12 protein-coding genes are annotated in these 12,525 nt (G+C 72.3%); 6 read left to right on the top strand and 6 right to left on the bottom strand.

Annotated elements, in window-relative coordinates; translation table 11 throughout:
• Positions 1–3: 3 nt before the first annotated feature.
• From ACWD01_RS19035 to ACWD01_RS19010, 6 genes are all read right to left on the bottom strand, one after another.
• On the bottom strand, positions 4–363 hold the full coding sequence (locus ACWD01_RS19035) for a DUF742 domain-containing protein (RefSeq protein ID WP_451163231.1): 360 nt from the start codon (positions 361–363) through the stop codon (positions 4–6).
• Complete coding sequence (locus ACWD01_RS19030) at positions 360–776, bottom strand: roadblock/LC7 domain-containing protein (RefSeq protein ID WP_451163229.1); 417 nt, start codon at positions 774–776, stop codon at positions 360–362. Before ACWD01_RS19030 ends, ACWD01_RS19035 begins: the two co-directional genes overlap by 4 nt.
• The gene (locus tag ACWD01_RS19025; RefSeq protein WP_451163227.1) at positions 773–2,218 is read right to left on the bottom strand and encodes an ATP-binding protein; all 1,446 of its coding nucleotides are present in this window, start codon (positions 2,216–2,218) and stop codon (positions 773–775) included. Before ACWD01_RS19025 ends, ACWD01_RS19030 begins: the two co-directional genes overlap by 4 nt.
• 257 nt (positions 2,219–2,475) lie before the next feature.
• Entirely contained in the window at positions 2,476–2,697 is a 222-nt protein-coding gene (locus tag ACWD01_RS19020; protein WP_451163225.1) for a hypothetical protein, read from the bottom strand.
• Between the two features lie 190 nt (positions 2,698–2,887).
• Entirely contained in the window at positions 2,888–5,833 is a 2,946-nt protein-coding gene (locus tag ACWD01_RS19015; RefSeq protein WP_451163223.1) for a BTAD domain-containing putative transcriptional regulator, read from the bottom strand.
• A gap of 122 nt (positions 5,834–5,955) precedes the next feature.
• Entirely contained in the window at positions 5,956–6,774 is an 819-nt protein-coding gene (locus ACWD01_RS19010; RefSeq protein ID WP_451163221.1) for a polysaccharide deacetylase family protein, read from the bottom strand.
• A gap of 200 nt (positions 6,775–6,974) precedes the next feature.
• Here ACWD01_RS19010 and ACWD01_RS19005 point away from each other — a divergent pair, with 200 nt between their 5' ends.
• From ACWD01_RS19005 to ACWD01_RS18980, 6 genes are all read left to right on the top strand, one after another.
• A complete protein-coding gene (locus ACWD01_RS19005; RefSeq protein WP_451163219.1) occupies positions 6,975–8,195 on the top strand; it encodes an amidohydrolase family protein in 1,221 nt (406 codons plus the stop codon).
• Positions 8,196–8,283: 88 nt separating this feature from the next.
• On the top strand, positions 8,284–8,808 hold the full coding sequence (locus ACWD01_RS19000) for a GNAT family N-acetyltransferase (RefSeq protein ID WP_451163217.1): 525 nt from the start codon (positions 8,284–8,286) through the stop codon (positions 8,806–8,808).
• An 87-nt stretch (positions 8,809–8,895) separates the two neighbouring features.
• The gene (locus ACWD01_RS18995) at positions 8,896–9,309 is read left to right on the top strand and encodes a PaaI family thioesterase (protein WP_451163215.1); all 414 of its coding nucleotides are present in this window, start codon (positions 8,896–8,898) and stop codon (positions 9,307–9,309) included.
• A 91-nt stretch (positions 9,310–9,400) separates the two neighbouring features.
• Complete coding sequence (locus ACWD01_RS18990; protein WP_451163479.1) at positions 9,401–10,321, top strand: LLM class F420-dependent oxidoreductase; 921 nt, start codon at positions 9,401–9,403, stop codon at positions 10,319–10,321.
• Between the two features lie 44 nt (positions 10,322–10,365).
• Positions 10,366–11,118, top strand: coding sequence for an SDR family NAD(P)-dependent oxidoreductase (locus ACWD01_RS18985; RefSeq protein ID WP_451163213.1), 753 nt, complete (start codon positions 10,366–10,368; stop codon positions 11,116–11,118).
• A 128-nt stretch (positions 11,119–11,246) separates the two neighbouring features.
• On the top strand, positions 11,247–12,371 hold the full coding sequence (locus ACWD01_RS18980; protein WP_451163211.1) for an LLM class flavin-dependent oxidoreductase: 1,125 nt from the start codon (positions 11,247–11,249) through the stop codon (positions 12,369–12,371).
• Positions 12,372–12,525 lie beyond the last annotated feature (154 nt).

Below are 12,525 nucleotides of genomic sequence, written 5' to 3'. Positions count from 1 at the left end.
CGGTCAGAGCTTGAGGGCGCGGAGGCCATCGGCCACTCTCTTCAACAGGTCACGGTCGGGCGGGGCGGCGGAGGGTACGGGCGGGCGGGCGCTCACCAGTCCCTGGTCGATCAGGGCTGCGGCGAGGACCCGCAGTGCGGAGACCGGCAGCCGGAGCACGGCCGCGCTCTCCACCACGGTCAGCGACCCGCCGTCCAGCGCGCCGAGCAGGGCGTGCTGGGCCGCGGGCAGCCCCGCGGGCGCGGGCCCGCCCGTGCCGGTCAGTACGGACAGGCGCTCCAGGCTGTTGCGGCTGGGCCGGGCCACGCCTGAGGTGGCGAGGTAGGCGGGGACCAGCGGCCGGCCGCTCCGGCGGCCCGTCATACGGGAGAGACGCCGTCGCGCGGGGCGGCGGCCATCGCCTTCTCACCGAGCCGCGCGACCTGCGAGTGGACCCGGTGGCCCAGGAGGTCGAGCCGCACCTCGGGTCCGCCGTACGCGGCGACGCAGGTGCCGTGGTCCGTGGGCGCCACCAGGATGTAGCCGTGGTCGGACTCGATGACGACCTGGCGGAGCTGGGCGACGGAGGCGTCGGCGAACGCGGCGGCGGCGGTGCGGCAGGCGCCCTGCACGGTGGACGTGATCGCGGCGACGCGTTCGGCGGAGTCCTGGGCGAGCGCCGCGGAGAACCCGGAGACCAGACCGTCCCTGGTGAGCAGCACGGCGGCCCGTACGTGGGGGATTTCGAGGATGGGGTCGAGCACCCAGGCCGTGTCGCCCGTCTCGCGGCTGTTCATCTGGGGTCGTTCCCTTCGGTGGCGGCGGCCTCGCGGGCCGCGTTGGTGGCGGACTGCAGGGCTCCGAGGGCCGCTGCGGACTCCTCGGGCGTGCGGGCGGGCCGCTTGGGCGCCGGGGCGTCGGTCTGCGGCCGGGCGCGGACGCGGCGGCGGCGCTGCGGGAGCACCTCGCCGTCGGGGCCGGGGTCGGGGGCCTGCTCGTGCTGGTGCTCGTGCGCGTGTTCCGGCTCGGGCGCCGAGAGGGCCGGTGTGCGGGCGGGTTCGTAGGGGGCCGGGGGCGCGTACGGGCGGGCCGGCTCGTCCGCCTGCGGGGCGCTGCCCTGGTGGATCTGGTCGGGCCGCGGCTCCCGCTCCTGCGCCTCGGGCCGCCGGGTGGAGGGGGCGGCGCTCGCGGCGGGCGGGTGGAGCACGGGGTCGATGTGGGACAGCAGATGGTTCTTGACCAGCAGGACCGCGCGGACGCCGCCGTACGGAGAGGGCGTCGACAGGTCGACGGACAGGTCGAACTGCCGGGTGAGCTGGCCGATCGCCGCGAGCCCCATCCGGGGCGGGTCGCCGAGCTCTGACAGCAGGATCGGGTCGGTGCCGGCCACCATCCGCTGGGCGTCGGCGCGTTCGTCCGGGGCCATGCCGACGCCCGCGTCGTCGATGGTCACGGTGACGCCGTGGTGGACGCGTTCGAGGTTCACCACGACGCCCGTGTCCGGCGACGAGTGGCGCAGCGCGTTGTCGAGCAGTTCGGCCACGATGATGGCGACCGGCTCCACGGCGTGCGACACCAGCGCGGTGCCCGGCTCGAGATGGTGGTGCACCTGTACGCGGTGGTAGCCGACGAGCCGGGCCTGGCCGCCGGTGACGGCGTCGACGAGGTGCGACTCCTCGCGGGCGAGCCCGACCCAGGCGCCGCAGACCACGGCGGCGACCTGCGCGCGGCGCAGGGACTGCTCGTTCTCGTGGTCGAGCGCGTAGAGGGTCTGGGCGAGCTCGGGGTCGTCGTAGCGCTGCTGGAGTCCGTGCAGCACGTCCTGGAGCCGGTAGAGACCGGCCTGGATCTCCCGGGTGGTGCCGCGCATACCGGCGCGGGCGGCCGCGTCGACCCGTTTGCGCTCCTGGGCGATCGCCGTGCGCAGGACCTCGAGGACCGAGTCCGTCCCCGCGCCGGCGGGGCCGAGCGGTCCGGGGACCTGTACGTGCGGATGGGCGCAGCGGGTGGCCTCCGCGGGCATGCGCTTCACGGCCAGATGCTCGACCTCGGCGGCGAACGCGGCGGTCGCCCCGGCGAGTTCGTCACGGGAGGCGTCGAGCCGGCCGCGCAGGGTCTCGATCTCGGCGCGCTGCCGGTCCCGTTCCCGCCGGGCGCGCAGCAGCCCGCCGCCCAGGGCGAATGCGGTCAGCGTCCCGGCGGCCAGGCCGCCGGCGGCCAGCTCGGGTATCTCGATCATCTATATGGACCTCAGGAGGGCAGGGGATGTGGTCCGTTGGGGGCGGACGCGCCCAAGTACACACTGCAACGGTGCAGTTCTGCTGCGTTTCTGCCTGAGATCCTTTTGGTTTTGTCCGAACAGTGACTTTGTTGACGCCGTGTCGTGGTGTGCGTCAAGTCACATGGTGTGCCCGGGGGTTGTCCCCGGACATGCCACGGCCGCGGCGGCTCCCCCTCCGCGCCGCCGCGGCCGTTCCCCGTCGTTGTTGGCTCGCGTCAGCCCTTCGGCGGCGCCGGGGCGTGGTGGTCGCCCATGGTGGTGATGCCGTCGGCGGGCGGAACCGGCGCGTGATGGTCACCCATCGTGGTGATGCCGTCGGCCGGCGGGACCGGGGCGTGGTGGTCGCCCATGGTCGTGATGCCGTCGGCGGGCGGAACCGGCGCGTGGTGGTCGCCCATCGTGGTGATCTGCTCGTCGTTCTTCTCGGTGCTGCTCATGTTCTGTCCCCCGTTGGGATCGACCGACGTGGCTGAAGATGGCCTTCCGCCCAGAGACTCCCCCGATGGCCTCCGGGCAGAAGGCCAGGTACCCGGTCCAGTTGGCCCCCCGACGCGTCGGACCGAACACCTCTGAGAATGTCCGACGAGCATAAACAAACGATGAACGCCCAGGCCCGCGTTTTTCCCGTCAGGCAGCCCTGAGCCCGGAGGTCAGCAGCTGCCGGGCCTCCTCGGCCTCGGCCGCGCCGGACTCCTCAAGCAGCAGGAGCGCCTCGCGCCAGCACGCGCGAGCCCGGTCGGCCTGTCCGAGGCTGTCCAGTGCCCGGCCGAGCGTGATCAGCGTGTTGCCGCGGGTACGGTCGCCGCCGATGCAGCCCATCGCGAGTGCCTGCTCCGCGTGCTGCGCGGCCGGCGCAGGGCGGTGCGCGGACAGATGCGCCTGCGCGATGCGGAAGTGGGCCGTGCCCTCCCACAGGCGCTGGCGGTTCGACTCGAACAGGTTCAGCGCCTCCGAGAGCTGCTCCAGGGCGTCCGTGTGGCGGCCCCCCTGCGTCAGCGCGACCCCGAGGGCGTAGCGGGCGTTGGCCAGCCGCAGGGTGTGGCCGATCCGGTCGTAGATGGCGATGCCCTGCTCCGCGAGCGAGATCCCCTGGGTGATGCGGCCGGTGGCGACGTGGATGCGGGAGAGATTGGACAGGGCGCTCGCCTCGCCGGGCAGGTTGCCGTCGAGGCGCGAACCCTCCATGGCGCGGCGCAGGTGCTCCTCGGCCTCCTGGTTGCGCCCCTGTATGAACGCGATGATCCCCCGGTCGTTGTCCGACCAGTAGACCGGCGCCGGGTCGTTCACCGAGCGGGCCAGGACCGCCGCCTGGGCGGCCTCCTCGTCCGCCTCGCCGTAACGGCCCGCCACAAGATGCACGTTCGTCATCGACGTGCGCGCCCGGCCCTCGGTGCGGGTGTCGCCGGCGGCCCGTGCCGCCTCGACCGCGCCGCAGGCCACGGACTCGTAGACCTTCGAGTTCGCTCCCGACTCGGCCAGGTTCTGCACGGCCCAGAGCAGGTCCACCGCCCGCCGCAACTGCGGTCCGGGGGACGCCTGCCGGGCGCAGGCCAGGAGGCAGTGGGCCTCCGCGTAGAGCCAGTCCTGGGCGTCGTCGAGGTGCGCGAACTCGAGCCCGGCGTCACCCGTCGGCTCCAGATGGACCACGAGCCGGTCGCCCGGACGCTCCATGGCGAAGACCCGGGCCGCCGTCGCCAGATAGAAGTCCAGCAGGTGGGAGACGGCGGCCTCCCGCGCCTCGGGGGACTCGTCCCGCTCCGCGCACGCACGCGCGTAGAGGCGCACCAGGTCGTGGTAGCGGTACCTGCCGGGGGCGGCCGACTCCAGCAGGGACGTGTCGACCAGGGCCTCCAGCAGGTCCTCGGTCGCGTGCGGCGGCAGCTCCAGTACGGCGGCGGCCGCGGCGAGCGAGATGTCGGGGCCGTCCGCGAGGCCCAGCAGACGGAACGCGCGGGCCTGGGCCGGCTCCAGCTGCCCGTAGCCGAGCTCGAACGTGGCCTTCACCGCGAGATCGCCCGCCTGGAGCTCGTCCAGCCGGCGCCGCTCGTCGGCGAGCTTGGCCGCGAGGACCGACACGGTCCAGGTGCGGCGGGCCGCCAACCGCGAGGCGGCGATACGGATCGCCAGCGGCAGGAAGCCGCACGCCGCGACCACGTCCAGTGCCGCCTTCCGTTCCGCGCCGACCCGATCGGCGCCGACGATCCGGGTGAAGAGCTGCAGCGCCTCCTCGGGGGACATCACGTCCAGGTCCACCAGGTGCGCGCCCGCCAGGTCGACCATCCGTACCCGGCTGGTGATCAGCGCGGCGCATCCCTCGGTGCCCGGCAGCAGGGGCCGGACCTGGGCGGCGTCGCGGGCGTTGTCGAGCAGGACGAGGATGCGGCGGCCGTCCAGTGCCGAGCGGTACAGCGCCGCCCGCTCGTCCAGGGTGTCCGGGATGGCGGAGTCGGCGGTGCCCAGCGCGCGCAGGAACGCGCCGAGGACGGTCTCCGGTTCCGCGGCCCGGCTGCTGGTGCCCTGGAGGTCCACGTACAGCTGCCCGTCCGGGAAGTGCTTGCGCGCCTGGTGGGCCACGTGGACGGCGAGCGTCGTCTTGCCGACGCCGCCGATGCCGGCGAGGGCGGAGACCGCCATCACCGAGCCCTCCGCGGTGGTGAGCCGGCCGCCGAGCTCGCCCACGAAGGACAGCCGGCCGGTGAAGTCCGGGACAGTGGCGGGCAGCTGGGCGGGCCGGGTGGTCTGCGGGGCCGGCGCGGGCTCCTCGCTGGGGCGGGCCAGTTCGGCGTCGGCCCGCAGAATGCGCTGCTGGAGGTCGGACAGCTCGGGCCGCGGGTCGACGCCCAGTTCGTCGGCGAGCAGCCGGCGGGTGTCGGCGTAGACCGCGAGCGCCTCCGCCTGCCGGCCGCTGCGGTACAGCGCGAGCATCAGCAGCTCGCGCAGCCGCTCCCGCAGCGGGTGGCTCGCCGTGAGGGCCGTCAGCTCGGAGACGGCCTCCGCGTGGCGGCCGACCTCGAGGTCGATGTCGAGCCGGGTCTCCAGCAGTTGCAGACCCCACTCCACGAGCCGGGTCCGCTGGTTCTCCGCGTACGGCCCGGGGACGTTCGCCAGCGGCTCGCCGTCCCACAGGCCGAGCACCTTGTTGAGCAGGGCGCGCGCCTGGGCGCGGTCGCCCGCCGCCTGCGCCTTGTACGCCTCCGTCGCGAGCTCCTCCGCGATGGCGAGGTCGAGGGCGTCCCGCCGGATGCGCAGCGCGTAGCCGCCCGACTCGCTGACCAGGGTTTCGGCGGTGAGCGCCTTGCGCAGCCGGGAGGCGTACGTACGGACGGCGGCGAGGGCCTGCGACGGCGGCTGCTCGCCCCAGATCGCGTCGATGAGTTCGTGGGCGGTGGCGGTGCGCCCGTCGCGGAGCAGCAGCGCGACCAGCAGGGCACGCTGCTGCGGCGAGCCGGGCGGCAGGGTCTCTCCGCCCCGCCGCACCCGTACCGGTCCGAGCACGCTGAAGTGGAGCTCGTCCTCTTCGCTCGCGAGCGGAGCGCGCTGGTTCGGTACGCGTGGCCCGCTGTCACGGTCCATAGCTGCCCCCTGCCGGTACTGCCGGAATCGCCCTCGACAGTCTGCCTTGTTGGGGGCGGCCGCGTCAGCAGCGGGGCGGCCCGCTCTGCCGCTCGCCCTTCCGATCGCCCGGACCGCTCTGATCAGGGGCGATACACGGTTCCGGGCTCGGGCGCGGCCGGTGAGAGGAGTTCGGGGACCGTGACGAAGGTGTAACCGCGGTTCTTCAGTTCGGAGATGATGCCGGGAACGGCGGGAACGGTTCCGTCGTAGATGTCGTGCAGCAGGATGATGCCGTCGCGCCCGGCCTGGTCGAGGATGCGCTTCTCGATCAGGGCGCTGTCGGTGGTCGAGTAGTCCTTCGCGGTGGCGCTCCACAGGACCTGGGAGAGGCCGAGCTCCTTGCTGACCGCCGTGACCTCGTCGTCGGTGCGGCCCTGGGGCGGGCGCATCAGCCGCGGCTTCTCGCCGGTTATCTCGGCTATGGCGTCCTGGGTGCGGCCCAGTTCCTCGCGTATCTCCTCTTTGTCGAGCTTGTCGAGCCGCTGGTGCGTCCAGGTGTGGTTGGCCACCTCGTGACCCTCCGCGGCGAGGCGGCGCACCACGTCGGGGTACTTGAGCACGTGGTTCTTGCCGAGGAGGAAGAAGGTGGCGTGCACCTTCTCCTTCTTGAGGATGTCGAGCAGCTCCGGGGTGTCCTTGCCGGGCCCGGCGTCGAAGGTGAGCGCGATGCACTTGGCCTTCTCGCAGTCGACGGCGGGCGCCGAGCCCGCGCCGCCGCTCTGTCCGCTCGCGAGCGGCTTGCCGTCGGACCCGGAGGCGCCGGACTCGGCTGCCTCGGAGCGGGCGTCCGCGGGGGAGGTCCTGTCGGCGGAGCAGCCGGCGAGCGCGAGTGTGAGCACCGCCGCAGTTGCGAGGGCCGGGACAACCCGGAGCCGGGTTCTGGACGTCCTTGAGGGCATGGCGAGTCTCCCCGTTCGTGGGTGGTGTGGCGCGGGTGCGCGGCGGTGTGCCGGGCGTACGGAATGCGGCCGGGGCCGGTGGTCGTCCGTACGCGTCGTGACTATACACAGCATGTATACGCGAGGTTTATAGCGGGTCGGGGCCGACGGAACCCGCACTGATAGCTGACGGACCGTCAGGTCGGCGCTACCGTGAAACCATGGAAACCTTCCCCAAGATCATCTCGGTGGACGACCACACGGTGGAGCCGCCCGGCGTCTGGCGGGACCGGCTCCCGTCGAAGTACCGCGACACCGGCCCGCGGATCGTCCGCGCGCCCCTGAGGGAAATGACCTTCCTGGGCGGCAGGTTCGCCCCCGTCATGGGCGCGCCCGGCGACGAGGGGCCGGTCGGCGACTGGTGGGTGTACGAGGACCTGCACCGGCCGCTCACCCGACTCGACACCGCCGTCGGCTACGACCGCGACGAGATCAGGCTGGAGATCATCACCTACGAGCAGATGCGCCCCGGCTCGTACAGCGTCCCCGACCGCCTCGCCGACATGGACGTCAACCACGTCACGTCCGCGCTCTGCTTCCCGACGTTCCCCCGCTTCTGCGGCCAGACCTTCACCGAGGCCGCCGACCGCGAGCTGGGCCTGCTGTGCGTACGGGCCTACAACGACTGGACGGTGGAGGAGTGGTGCGGCCCCGAGGCGCGGGGCCGGCTGATCCCGCTGACCCTCGTCCCGCTGTGGGACGCGGAGCTGGCCGCCGCGGAGGTCTGCCGGAACGCGGCGCGCGGGGTGCGCGCCGTCGCCTTCTCCGAGATACCCCCGCACCTGGGGCTGCCGTCGATCCACACCGACGACTGGGACCCGTTCCTCGCCGCGTGCGCCGAGACCGGCACGGTCGTCGCCATGCACATCGGCTCCTCCAGCCGGATGCCGTCCACCTCGGCGGACGCCCCGCCGGCCGTCGGCTCGACCATCACCTTCGCCAACTGCTGCTTCTCGATGGTCGACTGGCTGATGAGCGGCAAGTTCGAGCGCTTCCCCGGCCTCCGGGTCATGTACGCGGAGGGCCAGATCGGCTGGATCCCGTACATCCTCGAACGCGCCGACGTCGTCTGGGAGGAGAACCGGGCCTGGGGCGGCGTCGCCGGCAAGGTCACCCGGCCGCCGTCCGAACTCTTCGCGGAACACGTCTACGGCTGCTTCTTCGACGACGCGTTCGGCCTGCGGAACCTCGACGCGATCGGCGTCGGCAACGTCCTCTACGAGACGGACTACCCGCACTCGGACTCCACCTGGCCCAAGTCGAAGGAGGTCGGCGAGTCCCAGATGGGCCATCTGCCGTCGGAGGTGGTCGAACGGATCGTCCGCGGCAACGCGATCGACCTGCTGGGGCTGACGGCCGACGGTCTGTGGCCGGGCCCGTAGGCGACCGCCGGGGCAAATCGCGTTGAGCGCCCCGCCCGCCGCGTGCTAACTGTGTCGCGATCACACGGAAGCGAAGGGGGCGGCGGGCATGGTGCTCGGAGAACTGGTGAAGCTGCGGGCGATGGGTCCGGCGGACGCCGAGGCGCTGTGGCGGTGGAACCACGACCCGGACGTCATGCGGTGGATGGACGACAACCACCCCTCCACGCCGGAACACGTGCGCACATGGCTGGAGGACCGGCCGCGCAACACCTACGGCGACCTGCTGCTCGGCATCGAGACGCTGAGCGACGGCCGGCTGATCGGGCTCGTCGCGCTGCACGACGCGCAGCCGGAGACCGGCATCGCCGAGCTGGACATCTACCTCGGCGAGAAGGACTACTGGGGCAAGGGCTACGCGACGGACGCGATGCGGACGGTATGCCGCTACGGCTTCGACGAGATGCGCCTCCACAAGATCACGCTGACGGTCGCCGCGGAGAACCACGGCGCCCAGCGGGTCTACCGGAAGGTCGGCTTCGTCGAGGAGGGCCGCCTGCGCCAGACCTTCCGCCGCGACGGGAAGTGGTACGACCAGTTCACGATGGGACTGCTGGAGGGGGAGCTCCGCTGAGGCGACGGGGGTACGGCCCGGAGCCGTACCCCGCCCGGTAGCGCGTGCCCGCTACCCGGACGGCCTCCCGGGCGGCACCATCGGGGCATGACGCTCACCATCGCCGAAGCCGACAAGATCCTCGCCGACAACTTCGCCCCCTGGGTGCTCGAACTCGGGCTGTCCGTCCAGGAGGCGGGCGAGCTCCATGCCGTACTGCGGCTGCCCTGGACCGACCGGCTGGCCCGGGAGGGCGGCGCGCTGAGCGGGCAGGCGCTGATGGCCGCCGCCGACACCGCGACCGTGATCGCCGTGTCGTCGGCGCGCGGCGGCTTCGTCCCCATGACCACCGTCCAGCAGTCGACGAGCTTCATGCGCGCGGTCGTCGGCGCCGACGTCCTCGTCGACGCGCGGATCACCAAGCTCGGCAGGCGCACGGCCTTCGCCGACATCACCATGACCGCCGAGGGCACGCGGGAACCGGCCGCCCGTGCGTCGACGGTGTACGCGCTGCTGGGCTGAGCTCCCGCCGCGTACCTCTTGCCTGTTGTGGAGCGGGCGGTGACGATGGCCTCGCGAGTTCGTGACGGGTCGTCAGATCGGGGAGGTCGCGATGGTGGCGTACGGGATGCAGCTTCCGGTCCAGTCGCAGAGCACCCTCTACGCGGAAGCATGGGAGGCCGGGGCCGGCCCGGGCGAGCTCGCCGAGATCGCCCGCACCGCGGACCGGACCGGCTTCGCGTACGTCGCCGTCTGCGACCACGTCGCCATCCCGCGGCGTCTCGCGGACGCGATGTCCACCGTCTGGTACGACCCGGTGGCCACGCTCGGCTTCCTCGCCGGCGTGACCGGACGGGTACGGCTGCTGAGCCATGTCGCGGTCGTCGGGCTGCGCCACCCGCTGCTGAGCGCCAAGCAGTACGCGACCCTCGACCACCTCTCCGGCGGGCGGCTGGTCCTCGGCGTCGGAGCCGGGCACGTACGCGAGGAGTTCGACGCCCTGGGCGCCGACTTCGAGGGGCGCGGCGCCGTGCTCGACGAGAGCATCGACGCGCTGCGGGCGGCGCTGGGCCCCGACGAGTACCCGGAGTTCAGCGGGGAGCGGTACTCCTTCAAGGACCTGGGCCAGCGGCCGCGCCCCGCACAGCCGCGTGTCCCGCTCTGGGTCGGCGGTTCGTCGCCCGCCGCCGTGCGCCGGGCCGCGCTCAAGGGCGACGGCTGGCTGCCGCAGGGCGACCCCCGCGACAGGCTCCCGGCGCAGATCGCGAAGGTGCGCGCTCTGCGGGAGGCGGCCGGGATCGAGGGCCCGTTCACGGTCGGCGCCATCACCGAACCGCTCCACGTCGGCGAACCGGCCTGGCCTGTCGGCCGCCGCACGCTCACCGGCAAGCCGCAGGCGCTGGCCGAGTCGCTGCGCGCCTACCCGGCGATGGGCGTGGACCAGATCCAGGTCCGGTTCCGCAGCCGGAGCGTCACCGAACTCGCCGACCAGATGGCGGCGTTCGCCGCCGACGTGGCCCCGCACCTCGACTGAAGACCGACGGCTGACAGCCGATCGACCGACCAGGGAGAGCAGGCATGGGCAAGCTGGACGGACGTGTCGTCCTCGTCACGGGCGCGGCGCGCGGACAGGGGGAGCAGGAGGCGAGGCTCTTCGCGGCGGAGGGCGCGAAGGTGGTCCTCGCGGACGTGCTCGACGAGTTCGGCGAACCGCTCGCCAAGGAGGTCGGCGGGCTCTACGTCCATCTCGACGTGGGCCGCGAAGCAGACTGGACGGCGGCCGTCGCCGCCGCGAAGGACGCCTTCGGGAAGATCGACGGGCTCGTCAACAACGCGGGCATCCTGCGCTTCAACGAGCTGGTGTCCACCCCGTTGGAGGAGTTCCAGCTCGTCACGCAGGTCAACCAGGTGGGCACCTTCCTCGGCATCCGCGCCGTCGCCCCCGAGATCGAGGCGGCGGGCGGCGGCACGATCGTCAACACCGCCTCGTACACGGCCCTCACCGGCATGGCCGGCGTCGGCGCCTACGCCGCCTCCAAGCACGCGATCCTCGGCCTGACGAGGGTGGCGGCGCTGGAGCTCGCGCCGAAGCGCATCCGGGTCAACGCCGTGTGCCCCGGGGCCGTGGACACGCCGATGAGCAACCCGGAAGGCACGGACCGGGCCGCGATCGAGGGCCTGTACCGCACGCTGGTGCCGCTCGGCCGGGTCGGGCAGGCGGCGGAGGTCGCCCGGCTCGCACTCTTCCTGACCGGCGAGGACTCCTCGTACATCACCGGCCAGCCGTTCGTGATCGACGGCGGGTGGCTGGCGGGCGTCAGCATTCTCTGACGCTCTGTCAGGTATTGACTGGGCAGTCGGCCGGTGGAACAGTCGACCACATCCGAACCTGACGGTTCGTCAATTGAGCGATCCGGCGGGAAGCGGAGCAGACGGAACCGATAAGGCGGTGGAACCCCTTGGAATTCGGACTCTTTGTTCAGGGATACCTCGGCAAGCGCGCCGAGACCGACCCGCTCGCCGAGCACAAGGCGCTGATGGAGGAGACCGAGTACGTCATCCAGGCGGACAAGTCCGGGTTCAAGTACGCCTGGGCCTCCGAGCACCACTTCCTGGACGAGTACTCCCACCTGTCGGCCAACGACGTCTTCCTCGGCTACCTCGCGCACGCCACGGAGCGGATCCACCTCGGATCGGGCATCTTCAACCCGCTGGCCCCGGTCAACCATCCGGTCAAGGTCGCCGAGAAGGTCGCGATGCTCGACCATCTCTCCGAGGGACGCTTCGAGTTCGGCTCCGGGCGGGGCGCCGGGTCGCACGAGATCCTCGGGTTCATGCCGGGCATCACCGACATGAACCACACCAAGGAGATCTGGGAAGAGACGATCGCCGAGTTCCCGAAGATGTGGCTGCAGGACGAGTACGTCGGATTCCAGGGCAAGCACTGGTCCCTGCCCCCGCGGAAGGTCCTCCCGAAGCCGTACGGCCCCGCCCACCCGCCGATGTGGTACGCCGCCGGGTCCCCGTCCTCGTACGCCATGGCCGGCAGGAAGGGCCTCGGGGTGCTGGGCTTCAGCGTCCAGAAGGTCTCCGACATGGAGTGGGTCCTCGAGTCGTACAAAACGGCCGTGAAGGACGCGAAGGCGGTCGGCGCGTTCGTCAACGACAACGTGATGGTCACGTCGACGGCGATCTGTGCCCAGACGCACGACAAGGCGGTCGAGATCGCGGTCTCCGGCGGCCTCAACTACCTCCAGTCGCTGCTGTTCCGCTACCACGACACCTTCCCGCGGCCCGAGGGCGTGCCGCAGTGGCCCGAACTGCTGCCGGAGTACACGGCGGAGATCATCGAGCTGCTGATCGCGGAGGAGCTGATGATCTGCGGCGACCCGGGGGAGGTGCTGCAGCAGTGCAAGCGGTGGGAGCAGGCGGGGGCGGACCAGCTGTCCTTCGGACTGCCGATCGGGGTGTCGTACGAGGACACGATGACGACGATCCGGCTGATCGGGGAGCACGTGATCCCGCAGATCGACACGGATCCGGTTCACCGGACGACGAGGTTTCGGGGGGCGGGGGCGGGGTGACGGTGGGGGCCGCTGCGCGGGACTGTTCCCCTACCCTCCCCCTGCGTCTGGCGGCCGCAGGGGGACCCCCACCTTCCCGTAACCGGGCTCTGCCCGGACCCGCGCCTCAAACGCCGGCGGGGCTGGAGCTTGCCGGTCTCGTCGGGGCTCCGCC

Source organism: Streptomyces sp. NPDC002835, from assembly GCF_053591995.1.
Note: the sequence above shows the minus strand (reverse complement) of the source record. Positions and strands in the feature narration are given on the sequence as shown.

Excerpts from the sequence above, each read along its gene's own strand:
- ACWD01_RS19035 (WP_451163231.1), bottom strand. The coding sequence starts at position 363 with ATGACGGGCCGCCGGAGCGGCCGGCCGCTGGTCCCCGCCTACCTCGCC.
- ACWD01_RS19030 (WP_451163229.1), bottom strand. The coding sequence starts at position 776 with ATGAACAGCCGCGAGACGGGCGACACGGCCTGGGTGCTCGACCCCATC.
- ACWD01_RS19025 (WP_451163227.1), bottom strand. The coding sequence starts at position 2,218 with ATGATCGAGATACCCGAGCTGGCCGCCGGCGGCCTGGCCGCCGGGACG.
- ACWD01_RS19020 (WP_451163225.1), bottom strand. The coding sequence starts at position 2,697 with ATGAGCAGCACCGAGAAGAACGACGAGCAGATCACCACGATGGGCGAC.
- ACWD01_RS19015 (WP_451163223.1), bottom strand. The coding sequence starts at position 5,833 with ATGGACCGTGACAGCGGGCCACGCGTACCGAACCAGCGCGCTCCGCTC.
- ACWD01_RS19010 (WP_451163221.1), bottom strand. The coding sequence starts at position 6,774 with ATGCCCTCAAGGACGTCCAGAACCCGGCTCCGGGTTGTCCCGGCCCTC.
- ACWD01_RS19005 (WP_451163219.1), top strand. The coding sequence starts at position 6,975 with ATGGAAACCTTCCCCAAGATCATCTCGGTGGACGACCACACGGTGGAG.
- ACWD01_RS19000 (WP_451163217.1), top strand. The coding sequence starts at position 8,284 with ATGGTGCTCGGAGAACTGGTGAAGCTGCGGGCGATGGGTCCGGCGGAC.
- ACWD01_RS18995 (WP_451163215.1), top strand. The coding sequence starts at position 8,896 with ATGACGCTCACCATCGCCGAAGCCGACAAGATCCTCGCCGACAACTTC.
- ACWD01_RS18990 (WP_451163479.1), top strand. The coding sequence starts at position 9,401 with ATGGTGGCGTACGGGATGCAGCTTCCGGTCCAGTCGCAGAGCACCCTC.
- ACWD01_RS18985 (WP_451163213.1), top strand. The coding sequence starts at position 10,366 with ATGGGCAAGCTGGACGGACGTGTCGTCCTCGTCACGGGCGCGGCGCGC.